Here is a 16,891-nt window from a genome sequence, read left to right as displayed (position 1 = left end):
GCAGGCCGGGTCAGAGCAGGAAGCCGGCCGGGAACGGGTCGCTGGGGTCGAGGAAGTACTGGGCGGTGCCGGTGATCCAGGCCCGCCCGGTGACGGTCGGCACGACGGCCGGCCGGCCGCCCACCTCGGTCTCCTCCACCAGCCGCCCGACGAAGGTGGTCCCGATGAAGGAGTCGTTGCGGAAGTCCCGGTCCAGCGGCAGCTCGCCGCGCGCGTGCAGCTGGGCCATCCGGGCCGAGGTGCCGGTGCCGCAGGGCGAGCGGTCGAACCAGCCGGGGTGGATCGCCATCGCGTGCCGGGAGTGCTCGGCGGTCGAGCCGGGGGCCAGCAGCTGCACGTGGTGGCAGCTGTGGATGGACGGGTTCTCCGGGTGCACCGGCCGGTCCGGGCTCGCGTTGATGGCGTCCATCAGGGCGAGGCCCGCGTCCAGGATGTCCTGCTTGCGCTCCCGCTCGAACGGCAGGCCGAACTCGGCGAGCGGCAGGATCGCGTAGAAGTTGCCCCCGTACGCCAGGTCGTAGCTCACCGTGCCGTAGCCCGGGACGTCGATCTTGCGGTCCAGCGCCTCCGAGTAGGACGGCACGTTGCGGATGGTGACCGCCGTGGCGGCACCGTTCTCGACCGCGACGTCCGCGATCACCAGGCCCGCCGGGGTGTCCAGCCGGACGGTGGTCACCGGTTCGACGACCGGGACCATGCCGGTCTCGACCAGCACGGTGGCCACGCCGATGGTGCCGTGGCCGCACATCGGCAGCAGGCCGGAGACCTCGATGTAGAGCACGCCGAAGTCGGCGTCCGGCCGGGTCGGCGGCTGCAGGATCGCGCCGCTCATCGCGGCGTGGCCCCGGGGCTCGTACATCAGCAGGGTCCGGAAGTGGTCCAGGTGCTCCTGGAAGTGCGTCCGGCGCTCGGCCATGGTGGCACCGGGAATGACACCGAACCCACCGGTGATGACCCGGGTGGGCATGCCCTCGGTGTGCGAGTCGACGGCGTGGAAGACGTGACGGCTGCGCATCAGCTGACGCTCCGTGGGTGGGGAGATGGCTGGCTTCTCATCGAGGCCGGGACGGTCCGGACGGGGGCGGACCGGCGGGGCCGGAAGGTGGTCCGGAGGCCGGCTGCCCCCGCAGCCGGCCGTCCCGGACACTCGGAACCGGAAGTCCGGTTCGGATCGGGCTCCGGATCAGGCGAGGCCCTCGGCCAGCGCCTTCTCGGTGGCCGCGCGGACGGCGGCCTCGATCTCCGGCGTCAGCGGCAGGCGCGGCGCGCGGGTCGGACCGCCGGGGCGGCCGGCGATGTCCATGGAGAGCTTGATCGCCTGGACGAACTCGGTCTTGGAGTCCCAGCGCAGCAGCGAGTGCAGCGCCTTGTACAGCGGCAGCGCGGTGTTCAGGTCGTGCGCGATGGCCGCCTTGTACAGCGCGGCGCTCGCCTCCGGCAGCGCGTTCGGGTAGCCGGCGATCCAGCCGACGGCGCCGGCCAGGGCCAGCTCCAGCAGCACGTCGTCGGCGCCGATCAGCAGGTCCAGGCCCGGGGCCAGCTCCGCGATCTCGTACGCCCGGCGGACGTCGCCGCTGAACTCCTTGACCGCGACGATCGAGCCCTCGGCGTGCAGCTGGGCGAGCAGCGTCGGGACCAGGTCGACCTTGGTGTCGATCGGGTTGTTGTAGGCGACGATCGGCACGCCGGCCTTGGCGACCTCGGCGTAGTGGCCGCGGACGGCGTCGTGGTCGGCCCGGTAGGCGTTCGGCGGCAGCAGCAGCACGGAGCCGGCGCCGGCCTCGGCGGCCTGCTCGGCCCAGCGGCGCGACTCGGCGCTGCCGTAGGCGGCGACACCCGGCATCACGCGGGAGCCGTCGCCGGCGGCCTCGACCGCGACCTCGACGACCTTGGCGCGCTCCTCGGCGGTCAGGGTCTGGTACTCGCCGAGCGAGCCGTTGGGGACGACACCGTCGCAGCCCGACTCGATCAGCCAGCGGACGTGGTCGGCGTACGCGTCGTAGTCGACGGAGAGGTCCGGGCGCAGCGGGAGCGTGGTGGCGACCATGATGCCGCGCCAGGGCCGGGTGGTGTCGTGCGAGATCTGGGACACGGATGACTCCTTGGTGAGGTGTGACATTTTATTAGAAGGCGCGCGGTGGAGACAAGAGCCACCACCGGGCGTTTTCGGTCGGATTCGGACCGACCGGCCGACGGGAGCGGCCGGTCCGTCCGATCCGGCCGGTGCTACCGGTCCTGCCGGTCGTCCTGGTGGTCCTGGTGGTCCTGCTCAGCCCGGTGGCCCCGGTCGTCCGGGCCGTCCGGGTCGCCCAGGTCGTCCCGCTCGGCCGCGAGTTGCCCGAGCGGAACGGGGCAGGAGAACGGCCGGCTGTCCGGCCGGACCTCGGCCCCGTCGGCGCCGCCCGCCAGGCAGGCCACCGCCGAACCGCACATCCGGCCCTGGCACCAGCCCATCCCGGCCCTGGTCAGCAGCTTGACGGTGCGCGCGTCGCCCGCGCCCAGCTCGCCCACCGCCTCCTTGATCCGCCCGGCCGGGACCTCCTCGCAGCGGCAGACGTCGGTGTCCTCCCGCAGCCATTCGGTCCAGCCCGGCCCGGGCCGGTGGGCGGCGGCCATCAGCTCGGCGAAGGCCCGCAGCCGGGAGCGCCGGCGCAGCAGCGCCGCACGGACCGGCCGGTCCGCGACCGCGTGCGCGGCCAGCTCGCCCTCGGCGATCGCGAGGTCCGCACCGCCGACACCGCAGGCCTCGCCGGCCGCCCAGAGCCCGGGCACGGTGGTCCGCAGGCGGGCGTCGACCTTGAGCGCGGCCGTTCCGTCGGGGGTGGTCCTGGTGGCCGCGCCCAGCTCGGTGGCCAGCTCGATCTGCGGGATCAGACCGTGGCCGACGGCGAGCGCGTCGCAGGCGATCCGCCGCTCACTGCCGGGCACCGGGCGCCACTGGGCGTCCAACCGGGCCACCGTGACGGCGGTGACCCGGTCGGTGCCGTGCGCCTCGACCACCGCGCTGCGCGGCCGCAGCCGGACGCCGTGGCGCAGCAGGGCCGAACCGTGCCCGGCGCCCTCGACCAGCTTGGCCGGGACAGCGGCCAGCACGCCGGGGCGCCGGGCGTACCCGAGGTACGCGGTGGCCTCCACCACGGCCGGCACCTCGGCGCCGGCCGTGACCAGGGAGGAGGCCGCCGCAAGCAGCAGCGGGCCGCTGCCCGCCACCACGATCCGCCGGCCGGGCAGCACCAGACCGGCCTTGAGCATGGCCTGCGCGCCGCCCGCGGTGACCACCCCGGGCAGGGTCCAGCCGGGGAAGGGCAGCTGCCGCTCGTACGCGCCGGTGGCGAGCAGGACGGCGGCGGCGCGGACGGTGGTCCGGTCCTCGGCGTCGGGACCGGTGGTGGCGTGCAGCCGCCAGTCGCCGTCCCCGGCCCGCTCCAGCGCCCAGACCTGGTGGCCGGTGAGCAGCTCGACCCGGCCGGCCGCGCGGTGGGCGGCGAGCCGGTCGGAGAGACCGGTGTAGACGGACCAGCCGTGGTGCAGCCGGTCGGGGCGGGCGGCGCCGAGGCCGGGCGCGGGGTGGCGGTAGAACTGCCCGCCGGTGCTCCGGCCGGCGTCGACCAGGACGCAGCGCAGGCCGAGGTCGGCGGCCGTCACGGCGGCGGCCAGGCCGCCGGGGCCGGCGCCGATCACCGCGAGGTCGTGGAACGGGCCGCCGGAGCCGTGGGCTCCGGGGGACTGCGCGGGCTCAGACTTCGAGGTCGGCACGGCCGTGGCCCTCCTGGGTGGTGACGGTGGTGCCGGGCTCGGCCGGCAGCAGGCAGGTGCGCTGGTTGGGCCGCCCGTCGACGGTGGCCAGGCAGTCGAAGCAGGCGCCGATGCCGCAGAACGCCCCGCGCGGCTTCCCGCCGACCCGGGTGGTGCGCCAGGCGAGCACGCCGTCGGCCCAGAGGGCGGCGGCGATCGTCTGCCCGGGCAGCGCGGGCACGGGCCGACCGTCGAAGTCGATGGTGTGGGCGGGCCCGGGCTCGGCCCGGACCAGCTCCGCGGGGGTGCGGGTACGGCGCATGGGTGGGGGTTCTCCGTTCAGCTCACGAGCCGATCGTGGGGTTGTCGAGGGGGCACCGACGGACCCAGGGGCCCGAGGGGCCCACAGGCCTGCCGGTACGCGGCCCTACCGGCACGCGTCCCTTCGGGTGCACGTCTCTTCGGGTGCACGTCCCGTCGGGTACGCGGCCCTCCGGGGCGTCCGTCTCCGTCCTGCGGGTGGCCGTGCACTTTGCAAAGTGCACTTTGCAAAGTCCTCGCACACTTTGCAAAGTGCACGGCACCCCCCTCAGGCCGCGGCCTCCGCCGCCGGGAAGCGGTCGGGCCGGAAGGGCGCGAGGTCGCGTTCCGGGTCCTTGCCGGTGAGCTGCTGGGCGATCAGCGCCCCGGTGCCCGGGGCCAGCCCGATGCCGGCGCCCTCGTGGCCGCAGGCGTGGTACAGACCGGGCACCCGGGGGTCGGCGCCGATCGCGGGCAGGTGGTCCGGGAGGTACGGACGGAAGCCCCGGTAGGCGCGCATCACGTTCACCCCGGCCAGCACCGGGAAGAGCGCGGCCGCCTGGGCCGCCAGCCGGTGCAGCACCTCGACCGAGAGGGTGCGGTCGAAGCCGACCCGCTCGCGGCTGGCGCCGATCAGCACCGGCCCGCCCGGCGTCCCCTCGACCACGGCCGAGGTCTGCAGGGCGGCGGAGCCGCTGGCCACATCGGCGACGTAGTCGGCGGCGTACACCTTGTGCCGGACGATCCTCGGCAGCGGCTCGGTCACCAGGACGAACCCGCGCCGCGGCAGCACCGGCAGCCCGACGCCGGCCAGCGCGGCCAGCTCGCCGCCCCAGGTGCCGGCGGCGTTGACCACGGCGGCCGTGTCCAGCCGCCGTCGCTCGGTCTCGACCCCGCGGACGGCACCGTCGGCACCGATCCGCAGCGCCCGGACGGCCTCGCCGGTGAACAGCCGGGCACCCGCGCGGCGCGCGGCACGCAGCAGGTGGGCGGCGGCCAGGGCGGGCTGGACCTGGGAGTCCTGGGGGTAGTGGAATCCTCCGGCCAGCCCCGGGGCGAGGTGCGGCTCCAGTTCGTGGAGCCGCTCGCCGGGGATCTCCTCGGCGAGGACGCCGGAGCCGGCCTGCCCGGCCGCGAAGGCGCGCAGCGCCTCCTGCCGTTCGGGCGTACCGGCGACCACCAGGCCGCCCTTGTCCTCGTACTCGACGGCGGCACCGAACTCGGCGGCGAGTTCGCGCCAGAGCCCGCCGGAGTACAGGGCGAGGTCGAGTTCGGGACCGGGCTCCTTGTCGGAGACGAGCAGGTTTCCCTCGCCGGCGCCGGTGGTGCCGCCGGCGACCGGGCCGCGGTCGACGACGTCGACGGCGAGTCCGGCCCGCGCGGCGTAGTACGCGCAGGCGGCGCCGACGACGCCGGCTCCGACCACCACGACATCCGGGAGTCTCTGTGAGTGGGACACGGCAGTAATATGTCACATGCCATCGAACCTGCCAAGACGGCCGGGAGTACGAACGGGCGAGTCGCACCAAAAAGCCCCGGTCCACCGCAAAACGGCGGACCGGGGCTCGGCGGGATCACCCGTGACGGATCAGGTGATGTCGTCCATCTGCTCGGTCCGCGCGGCCGGCACATGGCCGGAGGCGCTCGGCGTGGCGGAGGCCTCGATCGCCTCGGCCCCGGCGACCGGCGCCACCGACAGGTCCACGTGCGAGGCCTCCTCGTCGTCCAGCGCGAGGTCGGGGTTGCGCCGGGCCCGGCGCCGGTCGTTCAGCATCGCCACACCGACTGCGATGAAGTACAGACCCCAGATCGGCGCGGCCAGCGCCAGCATGCTCAGCGGGTCGGCACTCGGCGTCGCGAAGGCCGCGAACACGGTGATGCCCATCACCATGCCGCGCCACCAGCTGAGCAGCCGCTTGCCGGTGACGACGCCGACCAGGTTCAGCATGACCAGCAGCAGCGGGAACTCGAAGGCCAGGCCGAACACCATCACCAGCCGGGTGGCGATGTCGAAGTAGTCCGCCGGCGGCAGGATCGGCACGGTCTCGTTCGGGGTGAACGAGATCAGGACCTCGACGGTCAGCGGCAGCAGCAGGATCGCCAGCGTCACACCGGCCAGGAACAGCGGCGCGCCACAGGCCATGAAGATGACGGTGTACTTGCGCTCGTGCTTGTGCAGACCGGGCGCCACGAAGGCCCACAGCTGGTACAGCCAGACCGGGACGGTCGCGACCACACCCGCGGTCAGGGCGACCTTGAGCATCCAGTTGAAGCCCGCGGTCAGACCGATGGTCGAGACCTGGGCGCACCGGCCCTTGGTGGACGCGATGGTGTCCGGGGTGCACTGCGGCAGCGGCTTGAGCAGCAGTGTCTCGATCTGCTTGTGGAAGATCAGCGCGACGATCGTGAACAGCACGATCGCCAGCACCGACTTGACCACGCGGTTCCGCAGTTCCCGCAGGTGGTCGGCGAGGGCCATCCGCCCCTCGGGATCCTTGGCCGTCTTCGGCGCCTTCGTGAGCTTGCTCAACCCCGGTCCTCAACTTGTGCGTCGGGGCCCGCCGGTCGACGGGCCCCCAGTGGTGGCGTGTGCCGCGCGCTCAGCGCGCCCCGCCCTCCGGGGCGGACTGGCTCGCGGACGGTCCGGCGGACTGCCCCGCGGACTGGCCGGTCGGCTGCTCGCTCACCGGGCGGGCGCTCGCGGAGGCACCCGGGGCGGACTGGATGGTCTTCGCGGCGACGCCCTCGGCCGCCGCCGGGGCGGGCGCGGCCGGGGTGTCGGCGGAGCCGTCGGTGCGCATCGCCTTGGCCTCGCTCTTGAGGATCCGGGCCGACTGGCCGAGCGAGCGCGCCAGGTCCGGCAGCCGCTTGGCGCCGAAGAGCACAATGGCAATGACCGCGACCACCAGGATCGCGGTGAACGAGACCCGCATGCTCGACCACCTTCAGTTTCGGCGGCACCGACCGGGCCGCTCGCTGCGGGGATGGTAACCGCTGCGGATGACACCGTGACGACGGCCGCCCGAACAGGACAGCGGCCCCCCGTTCGTTCTCAGGGGCCATCTGAGAGCGTAACGCGCCCCTGCGCGCGAGCAGCAGCCCCCCGCGTCCGCGGACCCCGGGCTCAGGGCCGGGCCGCCGCCGAGGCCGCGAGGTCCTCGGCCGCCTCGGCCAGTGCCCGGGAGGCGGTGTCCACTCCCTTGGCCAGCGCCCGCACGTCCAGCCAGAGCCGGACCGCGAGGACGCCGAGCACCAGCAGGCCGGCGGTGACGAGGAGGACTGCGGCGACGGGCATCCAGGACATGGCCCCACCCTATCGGCCCGCCCCCGCTCCGGAGCGCGCCGCCCGAACCCGGGCGTGCGCCGCCCGAACCCGGGCGTGCGCCGCCCGAAACCGGCGCACGCGGTCGGGACACCGGCGCGCACGGCCCGGGACCCGCCCCCGGTTCACTGCTCGGCCGGCACCAGCCGCATCGTCCGCACCCCGGCCTCGGTCAGCGCCGCGACGATCTTCTCCCCGGCCGGCTTGCGCACCGCCGCCCCGCACAGCGGGCAGGAGAAGCTGTAGTGCGTCCGGTCCGCCGTCCGGCCGAAGGTCAGGCGGAAGCCCTCGGCGGGCACCTCCACCTTCTCCCGGCACTCGGAGCAGTACACCTTGAATCTGGTACCGGGCTCCACGGCTCAGACCAGCCCGTCACCGTAGTGGGCGAGCGCCTCCAGCGCCGCGGCCCGCGCCTGCTCGACCAGCGCGGGCGGGGAGACGATCCGCCCGTCCCGGCCGAGCCGCAGGGCCAGCGGGCGCAGCTGCGAGGGGTCGGCGCTGCGCAGGGTGATCCGCAGTCCGCCGTCGGGCAGTTCCTCGGCGTGGTCGTGGGTGTAGTACTCGGCGACCCAGCGCCCGCCGGAGGAGACCTCGACGACGACCTCGGGGTCGTCGGCGGAGGGGTTGACCAGTCCGCCGGAGAGGTCGCGCGGCTCGCGCTTGGGCGGGTCGGCGGGGACGTCCAGGACCTTGATCTCGGCGACCCGGTCGAGCCGGAACATCCGGTGGTCCTCGGAGGTCCGGCACCAGGCCTCGAGGTAGGTGTGGCCCTCGGTGAGCAGCCGGATCGGGTCGACCTCGCGCTCGGTCATGCCGCCGCGCCCGTGCGAGTAGTAGCGCAGCCAGAGCCGGCGGCCCTCGCTGAGGGCGCGGTCGATGTCGGCGAAGACGTGGCTCTCGGCCTCGAAGGTGACGCCGACCCGGGCGCTGCCCTCGGCGCTCTCCCCCGCCGCGTTCTCGATCTTGGCGACGGCCCGGGTGAGGGCCTCGCGGTCGCCGGCCCGCAGGCCGGGCAGGCCGGCCACGGCGCGGGCGGCGACCAGCAGTGCGGTCGCCTCGTCGGCGGCGAGGCGCAGCGGCTGGGCGACGTCGTCGACGTTGTGCCACCAGATCCGCTCGCCGTCGGTGTCGATGTCGAGCAGGTCGCCGCCGCGGAAGCTGGTGCCGCACATCGGGAGCACGTTGAGGTCGGCGATGAGTTCGCGCTCGCTGATGCCGAAGGCGCGGGCGACCTCGGCGACCTCGGCGCCGGGGCGCTCGCGCAGGTAGGTGACCAGCGAGAGCATCCGCCGGGTCTGGTCGATCGCGTTGCTCATGCCCGCACGTCCTCGGTCTCGGTCCTGTCCACCCCGGCGGTGCCCGCCGCGCCCGCGCCGGTCACCGCTGTGCCGGTCGCACCGGCGCCGGCCACCGCGCGCAGCCGGTCGACGACGTCCGCCCGCAGTTCCTCGGGTCCGACGACGAGCACGTCGGGCCCGAACTCGGCGAGGTCGGCGCCGAGCCCGTTGCCGAAGGGGATGTCGAGCTCGTCCCAGGTGTCGTCGATCCGGCGGGTGCCGAGCGCCTTGGTGCGCAGCGGGAAGCCGGCGCCGCGGCGGACCCGGACGACGGCGGTGGCGGTGGCGCCCTCGCCGGCGAACTCGGCGACGGTGGCGCGGACGTCGACGTGCTCGGGCACGGCGCCGAGGAAGGCGCCGGAGCGGGCGCGGACCTTGCCGGTGATCCGGCCGAGCCGGAACACCCGGGCGTCCTCGCGGTCGCGGTCCCAGCCGGCCAGGTACCAGTGGCCGCGCCAGCACTCCAGGGCCCAGGGCTCGACGCTGCGCTGCTGGGCGGCGGCGGCGCCGGCCTTGCGGTACTCGAAGGTGACCGGGCGGCGGTCGCGGGCGGCGGTGAGCAGCGGTTCGAACGCGGCCTCGCGGGCGGGGATGCGCGGTTCGAGGGCGGGTCGGCCCTCGGTCTCGGTGAACGGGACGCCGGCGGCGCGCAGCTTCTGGAGGGCGCCGCTGGCGGCGCCGGACATCTTGGCCTGCTGCCAGACGCGGGCGGCGAGGGTGAGCGCGGCGGCTTCCTCGGCGTCGAGGGCGATCTCCGGCAGGCGGTTGCGGTCGGCGCGGGCGAGGTAGCCGAGTTCGCCGTCGAGGGCGTTCTCGTCGACGTCGATGACCAGTCCGAGTTCGCGCAGGTCGTCCTTGTCCCGCTCGAACATCCGGTTGAAGGCTTCCTCGCTGCTGTGCTGCCAGGCTTCGCGGTAGGCCTCGATGGATTCCCGCAGCTCCTTCTTGGAGAGCGGACGTCTGGTGTTCATCAGGCACAGGGCGAGATTCATCAGCCGCTCTGCCTTGGCGATCGCCATCGCTGACCCTTCCGGTGTGCCGCGCCGCGCGCGGGGTGTGCCCGCCGGGGCGTCGTGGACCCGGCGGGACCGACCGTACCGGTAGCGGTACGCGGTGCAAAAGCCGAGCCGGGGAACGACCGGGGCCGCACCCCGCGGACGGGGTGCGGCCCTGGTGGTCGGCGTGCTCGGACGCCGATCGGTCAGCGTGCTCAGACGCCGATCAGGTCGACCACGAAGATCAGGGTCGAGCCGGCCGGGATGGCCGGGGTCGGCGACTGGTTGCCGTAGGCCAGGTGCGGCGGGATGACCAGCTCGCGGCGGCCGCCGACCTTCATGCCGACGACGCCCTGGTCCCAGCCCTTGATGACGCGGCCGCCGCCGAGCGGGAACTTGAAGGTCGAGCCGCGGTTCCAGCTCGCGTCGAACTCCTCGCCCGTCGCGAAGGTCACGCCGACGTAGTGGACCTCGACGACCTGGCCGGGCTTGGCCTCCTCGCCGGTGCCGACCACGATGTCGCGGACCTTCAGCTCGGTCGGCGCGTCGCCGACCGGGAAGTCGATCTCAGGCTTGCTCACTTGATGCCTCGTTTCACGGTTGGTTCGGTCCATGACCAAGCGGCGGGCGCCCGCACCACGGTCCGTTTTCCGGACCACGGTACGGGCGCCCGCCGCCCGTCCGGGTCCGGCCACGCGGCCGGACCCGGAGGTCACACGCACACCATTGTCACCCGAAAGTGGATCAGCCCTGACCGGCGTCGAGGATGTCGACGACGAAGACCAGCGTGGAGTTGGCCGGGATGTCGCCCTGGGCCTGGTCCTTGTAGCCGAGGGAGGCCGGGATGACCAGCTCGACGCGGCTGCCGATGGTCTGGCCCTCCAGGCCCTGGTCCCAGCCGGCGATGACCTGGCCGCCGCCGAGCGGGAAGGAGAAGGCCTGGCCCTTGCTGAGCGAGGAGTCGAAGACCTTGCCGTCCTTGTACAGCGCGCCGGTGTACTGGACGAGGATCTTCTCGCCCTTCTCGACCTTGCGGCCCTCGCCCTTGATCAGGACGTGGCTCTTGAGCTCGGTCGGGTCGGCGGCGCCGGGCACCGGGGTGATGTCGGCGGGCTTCTTGCCGTTGTCCTTGACCTGCGGGAAGTCCGCGGGCGGCGGGGTCACGGTGCCGCTGACCACGGCGTCGGGGGCGTTGCTGTTGCGGATGTCGATGACGAAGACCAGGTTGTCCTTCGCGCCGATCGACATGCTGGGGTTGCCCTGGGCGCCGAAGGCGGCGGCCGGCGGGGCGACCACGAGCAGCCGGGAGCCGGCCTTCTTGCCGACGACGGCCTGGTCGAGCGCCGGGATGAGGGCGTCGGTGCCGGCCTGGAAGATCTGCGGCTTGCCCTTGTCGTCGTACGAGGACGGGATGTCCTTGCCGGTGTTCCAGTCCTTGCCGGTGTAGTCGACCGAGGTCCAGGAGTTCTTCTCGACCTTGGGGCCGTTGCCCTCGGAGAGGACCTTGACCACGAAGCTGCCGTCGGCCTGGTCGGCGGGCGGCACCTCGATGGTGGCCTTCTTGCCGAAGTCGCCGGTGACGGTCGGCAGCACCTTGGCGCTGTCCTTGATCGGCGGGACGGGCTCGGCGCTCGGCGTGGCCGGGGCGGACTTGGCGGTGTCCGGCTTGGCGGCGGTGCTGTCGTCGGAGGAGCCGTCCTTGTTCACCAGGTACAGGGTGACGGCGCTGCCGATGAGCAGGACGCCGAGGACGGTGCCGAGGATCACACCGAGGCGGCCGACGTTGCCGGGGTTCTCGTCGTACCCGGCCTCGGAGCCGTCCTGGCGGCGGACGGTGGACGCGAAGATCTGCGGGACGTCGTCGGTCTTGGTCCCTCCCGTCCGCGGCGCCTCGTCGGTGCCGCCCCAGCCGGCCTGCTGCCGCAGGATCGCCGGGGGGACGATGATCGACTCGCCGTCGCCCGGGAGCGGGCCGCCGGGCCGCGAGTCGGCCGGGTCTCCGACGGAGTTACCGTGCGCGGTGCCGGACCCGCCCGGGCTCGACTCTTTCTCAGACATGACTCCCCATCCATCTCGCCACGAGGTATTCGAGGTCTACGGCCGGCGTGGTGGCGCCGGGGTGCTGTCGCACTGCCCGCCCGGACCCCGGACGCCGGCGGCGCCTACCACAGTGCGAGGGCAGTATGACAGGTCAGGATGAGGGCGGGCGCTTCCGTGTGCGAGCGCCCGCCCAAGCGTACGGAATCCCCCGGGGCCGAAACCAGCCCGGGTGAAGGATCTCCGCATTCCCCACGCCCCGAGCGGTCCGGGCGCAGGCTCCGGCGCACGGCTCCGACGGGGCGCTCCGGGCGGACGCTAGACCGCTTCCAGGATGTCGATCACGAAGACCAGGGTGGAGTTCGGCGGCACCGAGCCCTGCGCCTGGTCCTTGTAGCCGAGGGCCGGCGGCACCACGAGTTCGACCCGGCTGCCGACGGTCTGCCCGACCAGGCCCTTGTCCCAGCCCTCGATGACGCTGCCGGTGCCGATCTGCAGGGCCTGCGCCCCGCCGTGGCTCCAGGAGGAGTCGAACTGCTGGCCGTTGGCCCACAGCACCCCGGTGTACTGCACGACCAGGGTCTGCCCGGACTTGACCTGCTTGCCCTCGCCCTTGATCAGTACGGCCTGCTGCAGCTCGGTCGGCGGGGCCTGTCCGGCCGGCACGGTGATGGTGACCGCGGCCTTGCCGTTGTCCTTGACCTGCGGCAGGTTGGCCGGCGGCGGCGTCATGGTGCCGGAGAGGGTGGCGTCCGGCGGCAGGCTCTCCATGATGTCCAGCACGAACACCACGGTGTCGCCGCCGGCGACGCCGAGCTGGGTGCTGCCCTGGGTGCCGAACGCGGCGGCGGGCGGCGCGACGACCAGCAGCCGGCTGCCGACCTTCTTGCCGATCACGCTCTGGTCGAAGGCCGGCACCAGCTGCCCGCTGCCCGCCTGGTAGAGCTGCGGCTTGCCGCCGGAGTCGTAGGAACTGGGCAGGTCCTTGCCCGTGGTCCAGTCCTTGGCGGTGTAGTTGACCGTCACCCAGTCGCCCTTGTTGACCGTGGAGCGGTCGCCCTCGCTGACGGTGTTCACCACGAACTGCCCGCTGGGCTGCTGGCCCTCGGGGATGGTGATGGTGGCCTTGCTCCCGAAGCCCCCGCCGGACAGGGTCGGCATCGGCGAGGCCTCGTTCACCGGGGCCGGCACGGTGGGCGCGGCACTGGGCGACGCGGTGGGCGTGGCCTGGCTGACGGGCTTGGTGGAACTGCTGCAGGCCACCGCCAGCAACAGGGGCAGGGTGACTAGCAACCCGGCGGTGCGGCGCACGGCTTTCCTCACTGTCGGTCAAAGTCGGCTCTCCGGACCCGGCTCCGGACTCGACGGACAGCGTATGCGCAGACGGTGTCCGGTCCCGGGAGGCACCACCGGGACCGGACACCGCGAAGATCACATCGGCGGGGGCACCGCTCCCCCGCCGCCGCACCTCGACAGCGCCCGGTCGGGCCCCGGCACAGGCCCGGGCCGACCAGGCGCCGCACCGGCGCGCCGACCGTCACATGCCGGCGATGAGCTTCTCCACCCGCTCGTCGACGGAGCGGAACGGGTCCTTGCACAGCACGGTGCGCTGGGCCTGGTCGTTCAGCTTGAGGTGCACCCAGTCGACGGTGAAGTCGCGGCGCTGCTCCTGCGCCCGCCGGATGAAGTCGCCGCGAAGCCGGGCCCGGGTGGTCTGCGGCGGGATCGACTTGGCCTCGAAGGTCTTGAGGTCGGTGGTCACCCGCTGCGCCTGGTTCTTGGCCTGGAGCAGGTAGAACAGGCCGCGGCGGCGGTGGATGTCGTGGTAGGCGAGGTCGATCTGGGCGATCCGGGGGTTGCTCATGCTCATCTGGTGCTTCTCGCGGTAGCGCTCGATGAGCTTGTACTTCATGATCCAGTCGATCTCGTTGGCGACCCCGTCGAGCTGTTCGCTGCGGACGGCCTCCAGGGTGCGGCCCCACAGGTCGAGGACCCGGGCGATGGTGCCAGTGTTGATGCCCTTGCGGTCGGCGAACTCCAGCGCCTTGGTGAAGTACTCCTCCTGGATGTCCAGGGCGCTGGCCTCCCGGCCGTTGGCGAGCCGGACCTGGTGGGTGCCGGTGAGGTCGTGGCTGACCTCGCGGATCGCCCGGATCGGGTTCTCCAGGGTGAGGTCGCGCATGACCACGCCGGCCTCGATGAGCCGGAGCACCAGGTCGGTGGAGCCCACCTTGAGCAGGGTGGTGGTCTCCGACATGTTGGAGTCGCCCACGATGACGTGCAGCCGGCGGTAGCGCTCGGCGTCGGCGTGCGGCTCGTCGCGGGTGTTGATGATCGGACGGGAGCGGGTGGTCGCGGAGCTGACGCCCTCCCAGATGTGCTCGGCCCGCTGGCTGACGCAGTAGACCGCGCCGCGCGGGGTCTGCAGCACCTTGCCGGCGCCGCAGATGAGCTGCCTGGTCACCAGGAACGGGATCAGCACGTCCGCCAGCCGGGAGAACTCGCCGTGCCGGGCCACCAGGTAGTTCTCGTGGCAGCCGTAGGAGTTGCCGGCCGAGTCGGTGTTGTTCTTGAACAGGTAGACGTCCCCGGCGATGCCCTCCTCGTGCAGCCGCCGCTCGGCGTCCACCAGGAGGCCCTCGAGGATGCGCTCGCCCGCCTTGTCGTGCGTCACCAGCTCGGTGACGTCGTCGCACTCGGGGGTGGCGTACTCGGGGTGGGAGCCCACGTCGAGGTACAGGCGGGCACCGTTGCGCAGGAACACGTTGCTGCTGCGGCCCCAGGAGACTACGCGGCGGAAGAGGTACCGGGCCACCTCGTCCGGGGACAGCCTGCGCTGCCCGCGGAACGTACAGGTGACGCCGTACTCGTTCTCCAGCCCGAAAATTCGGCGGTCCATGGGCCATCCATTCTCTGATGGGAGCTGTCCGAAACCGCCTCCGCGGCGCCGTCGCGGCCGCCGCAGGGGCACCGGGGTCCCCGCGGCGGACGTCACCGGCCGCCGCGGGGACCCCGCAGGCACTACTGGTCGGAGTCGCCCGGCGGGGTGGCCGCCGGCTTCTCCTCGTCGTCCGTCTCGGCGGACTGGTCGCCGTCGAGCAGCCGGGCGAGCTGACCGCCCAGGATCCGCTTGAACTTGCGCTGCTGGAAGCGCTCGCGGTCGAGGACCGCCACCTCCAGCTGGTCGGGGGTGAGGGCGCGCGGGCTGCCGCCGTTGGGGTCGCGGGCGAGCGAGTCCACGGCCACCTTGACGGCCTCGGTGAGCGAGAACCCGGCCCGGTGGCGCTGGCCGAGGTAGTTGCCGATCGAGTCGGCGTTCCCGCCGACCACCACGTAGTTCTTCTCGTCGACGACCGAGCCGTCCGGGGTGAGCCGGTAGATCTGGTCGTCCTCGGTGCTGCGGCCGACCTCGGCCACGATCAGCTCGACCTCGTAGGGCTTCTCGCCGACCGAGGAGAAGATCGTGCCGAGCGTCTGGGCGTAGACGTTGGCCAGGCCCCGGGCCGTCACGTCGGCCCGGTCGTAGGTGTAGCCGCGCAGGTCGGCGTAGCGGACGCCGCCGATGCGCAGGTTCTCGAACTCGTTGTAGCGGCCGACCGCCGCGAAGGCGATCTGGTCGTAGATCTCGGACACCTTGTGGAGCGCCCGGGAGGTGTTCTCGGCGACGAAGACGATGCCGTCGGCGTAGGTGAGCACGACCACGCTGCGACCACGCGCGATGCCCTTGCGGGCGTACTCCGCGCGGTCCGCCATGGCCTGCTGGGGGGAGACGTAGAACGGTGTCGACACCGGCGGTCGTCCCTTCCTTCTCGGTTGACGGCTAGAGCAGCGGGGCCTGGGGCCCGTTGGGGTGGGTCAGGCGCTGGTCGGTGATGGAGACGGCGATCTCGGTGACCTCCGCCTCGGTGAGCCGGCGGAAGCCGTCCTCGGTGATCAGCGAGACGATCGGGAAGATCTTGCGGGCGAGGTCGGGGCCACCGGTCGCGGAGTCGTCGTCGGCCGCGTCGTAGAGGGCCTGGACGACCATGGTGGACACCTGCTGGGCCGTCATGTCCTCGCGGTAGAGCTTCTTCATCGAGCCGCGGGCGAAGACCGAGCCGGAACCGGTGGCGGCGAAGCCGCGCTCCTCGGAACGGCCGCCGGTGACGTCGTAGGTGAAGATCCGGCCGCGGCCCAGGTCGGTGTCGTAGCCCGCGAACATCGGGACGACCGCCAGGCCCTGCATCGCCATGCCGAGGTTGCCCCGGATCATGGCGGTCAGCCGGTTGGCCTTGCCCTCCAGGGAGAGGACGGCGCCCTCGATCTTCTCGTAGTGCTCCAGCTCCAGCTGGAACATCCGGACCATCTCGATCGCGAGGCCGGCGGTGCCGGCGACGCCGACCGCGCTGTACTCGTCGGCGGGGAAGACCTTCTCCATGTCGCGCTGGGCGATCACATTGCCCATCGTCGCGCGGCGGTCACCGGCCAGCACCACGCCGCCGGCGAAGACCGCGGCGACGATCGTCGTCCCGTGCGGGGCCTCGACGACGCCCTCGGGCAGGCGCTGCCGCCCGGGGATCAGCTCGGGCCGGTGGGCCTCCAGGAAGTCGAGGAACGACGAGGACCCCGGGGTGAGGAAGGCAGCCGGTAGACGCCCGGTGCCACGAGTGTTGGCTTCCACACGATTCCTTCCAGGTAGCTTGAAGCGCGCACTGCCCGACCCTATCGGCCGGGCGATCACTGTCCAGCGGGCCCGCGGGCCGGGACCGGGCGGACGGGCGGCTCGTGCCGCCCGTCCGCCGTCATCGGTCGCGGCCGTGAATTCCCGGAATGCCCACCGGGCGCCCGGCCGGTTTCCGGTCCGGTTACTGTCCGCCCTTTTGCACGAACTGCCGCACGAAATCCTCGGCGTTCGATTCCAGGACCTCGTCGATTTCGTCCAGAACCGCGTCGACGTCGTCGCTCAGCTTTTCCTGGCGTTCCTTGAGCTCGTCGGAATTCTGCGCTTCCGCGGCCTGCTCCTCGACCTCCTCGGAGGAGCGGTTCGCCCGCTGCTGGCCGCCGCCGGTGTCCTTGCTCGCCATTTACCTCACCCCGCTCGATCATCTGGCACGGTTTGGTCGCTGCTTGCTGCATCGACCCTATACACAAGCTGCGACAACCCGCTTCCGGTTTGCCGGTGGCAC

At 72.9% G+C, this 16,891-nt stretch carries 17 protein-coding genes and 1 pseudogene; all 18 read right to left on the bottom strand.

Going from position 1 to position 16,891, the window contains the following annotated elements; all coding sequences use genetic code 11:
* Nucleotides 1-10 precede the first annotated feature (10 nt).
* A complete protein-coding gene (locus tag IF01_RS0125760) occupies nucleotides 11-1,015 on the bottom strand; it encodes a proline racemase family protein (protein WP_030395922.1) in 1,005 nt (334 codons plus the stop codon).
* Between the two features lie 168 nt (nucleotides 1,016-1,183).
* The gene (locus IF01_RS0125755) at nucleotides 1,184-2,047 is read right to left on the bottom strand and encodes a dihydrodipicolinate synthase family protein (RefSeq protein WP_369826255.1); all 864 of its coding nucleotides are present in this window, start codon (nucleotides 2,045-2,047) and stop codon (nucleotides 1,184-1,186) included.
* A 179-nt stretch (nucleotides 2,048-2,226) separates the two neighbouring features.
* Entirely contained in the window at nucleotides 2,227-3,756 is a 1,530-nt protein-coding gene (locus IF01_RS0125750; protein ID WP_078880297.1) for an FAD/NAD(P)-dependent oxidoreductase, read from the bottom strand.
* The gene (locus IF01_RS0125745; protein ID WP_030395919.1) at nucleotides 3,737-4,057 is read right to left on the bottom strand and encodes a (2Fe-2S)-binding protein; all 321 of its coding nucleotides are present in this window, start codon (nucleotides 4,055-4,057) and stop codon (nucleotides 3,737-3,739) included. Before IF01_RS0125745 ends, IF01_RS0125750 begins: the two co-directional genes overlap by 20 nt.
* Before the next feature lie 267 nt (nucleotides 4,058-4,324).
* Nucleotides 4,325-5,494, bottom strand: coding sequence for an NAD(P)/FAD-dependent oxidoreductase (locus IF01_RS0125740; RefSeq protein WP_078880295.1), 1,170 nt, complete (start codon nucleotides 5,492-5,494; stop codon nucleotides 4,325-4,327).
* A gap of 129 nt (nucleotides 5,495-5,623) precedes the next feature.
* Nucleotides 5,624-6,514: a twin-arginine translocase subunit TatC gene (gene tatC, locus IF01_RS0125735; RefSeq protein WP_078880316.1), complete on the bottom strand. Its 891-nt coding sequence runs from the start codon at nucleotides 6,512-6,514 to the stop codon at nucleotides 5,624-5,626.
* A gap of 121 nt (nucleotides 6,515-6,635) precedes the next feature.
* The gene (tatA, locus tag IF01_RS0125730) at nucleotides 6,636-6,968 is read right to left on the bottom strand and encodes a Sec-independent protein translocase subunit TatA (RefSeq protein ID WP_051741846.1); all 333 of its coding nucleotides are present in this window, start codon (nucleotides 6,966-6,968) and stop codon (nucleotides 6,636-6,638) included.
* Between the two features lie 191 nt (nucleotides 6,969-7,159).
* Nucleotides 7,160-7,339: a hypothetical protein gene (locus tag IF01_RS46990; RefSeq protein ID WP_030395915.1), complete on the bottom strand. Its 180-nt coding sequence runs from the start codon at nucleotides 7,337-7,339 to the stop codon at nucleotides 7,160-7,162.
* A gap of 143 nt (nucleotides 7,340-7,482) precedes the next feature.
* The gene (locus IF01_RS0125720; RefSeq protein WP_231977872.1) at nucleotides 7,483-7,689 is read right to left on the bottom strand and encodes a hypothetical protein; all 207 of its coding nucleotides are present in this window, start codon (nucleotides 7,687-7,689) and stop codon (nucleotides 7,483-7,485) included.
* A gap of 27 nt (nucleotides 7,690-7,716) precedes the next feature.
* Entirely contained in the window at nucleotides 7,717-8,673 is a 957-nt protein-coding gene (locus IF01_RS0125715) for a helix-turn-helix transcriptional regulator (RefSeq protein WP_030395913.1), read from the bottom strand.
* Nucleotides 8,674-8,762: 89 nt separating this feature from the next.
* Nucleotides 8,763-9,713, bottom strand: a pseudogene (locus IF01_RS0125710) (helix-turn-helix transcriptional regulator); the annotation flags it as partial.
* Nucleotides 9,714-9,904: 191 nt separating this feature from the next.
* Nucleotides 9,905-10,303: an FKBP-type peptidyl-prolyl cis-trans isomerase gene (locus tag IF01_RS0125705; protein WP_030395911.1), complete on the bottom strand. Its 399-nt coding sequence runs from the start codon at nucleotides 10,301-10,303 to the stop codon at nucleotides 9,905-9,907.
* 130 nt (nucleotides 10,304-10,433) lie between these two features.
* A complete protein-coding gene (locus tag IF01_RS0125700; RefSeq protein WP_051741848.1) occupies nucleotides 10,434-11,747 on the bottom strand; it encodes an FKBP-type peptidyl-prolyl cis-trans isomerase in 1,314 nt (437 codons plus the stop codon).
* 297 nt (nucleotides 11,748-12,044) lie between these two features.
* Nucleotides 12,045-13,037, bottom strand: coding sequence for an FKBP-type peptidyl-prolyl cis-trans isomerase (locus IF01_RS0125695; RefSeq protein WP_037781157.1), 993 nt, complete (start codon nucleotides 13,035-13,037; stop codon nucleotides 12,045-12,047).
* 226 nt (nucleotides 13,038-13,263) lie between these two features.
* Nucleotides 13,264-14,625 (bottom strand): Pup--protein ligase, encoded by a 1,362-nt coding sequence (gene pafA, locus IF01_RS0125690; protein WP_030395908.1) that lies wholly within the window; start codon nucleotides 14,623-14,625, stop codon nucleotides 13,264-13,266.
* Nucleotides 14,626-14,747: 122 nt separating this feature from the next.
* Nucleotides 14,748-15,515 carry a proteasome subunit alpha gene (prcA, locus tag IF01_RS0125685; RefSeq protein ID WP_030395907.1) on the bottom strand — a complete coding sequence of 256 codons (768 nt, stop codon included), beginning with the start codon at nucleotides 15,513-15,515 and terminating at the stop codon, nucleotides 14,748-14,750.
* Nucleotides 15,516-15,546: 31 nt separating this feature from the next.
* Entirely contained in the window at nucleotides 15,547-16,386 is an 840-nt protein-coding gene (prcB, locus tag IF01_RS0125680; protein WP_030395906.1) for a proteasome subunit beta, read from the bottom strand.
* A 184-nt stretch (nucleotides 16,387-16,570) separates the two neighbouring features.
* The gene (locus IF01_RS0125675) at nucleotides 16,571-16,789 is read right to left on the bottom strand and encodes a ubiquitin-like protein Pup (RefSeq protein WP_030299936.1); all 219 of its coding nucleotides are present in this window, start codon (nucleotides 16,787-16,789) and stop codon (nucleotides 16,571-16,573) included.
* Nucleotides 16,790-16,891 lie beyond the last annotated feature (102 nt).

The organism is Kitasatospora purpeofusca, assembly GCF_000718025.1.
In the GTDB taxonomy this organism is placed as follows: Bacteria; Actinomycetota; Actinomycetes; order Streptomycetales; family Streptomycetaceae; genus Kitasatospora; species Kitasatospora purpeofusca.
The sequence above is the reverse complement of the archived record's forward strand: the minus strand, read 5'-3'. Positions and strand labels throughout refer to the sequence as shown.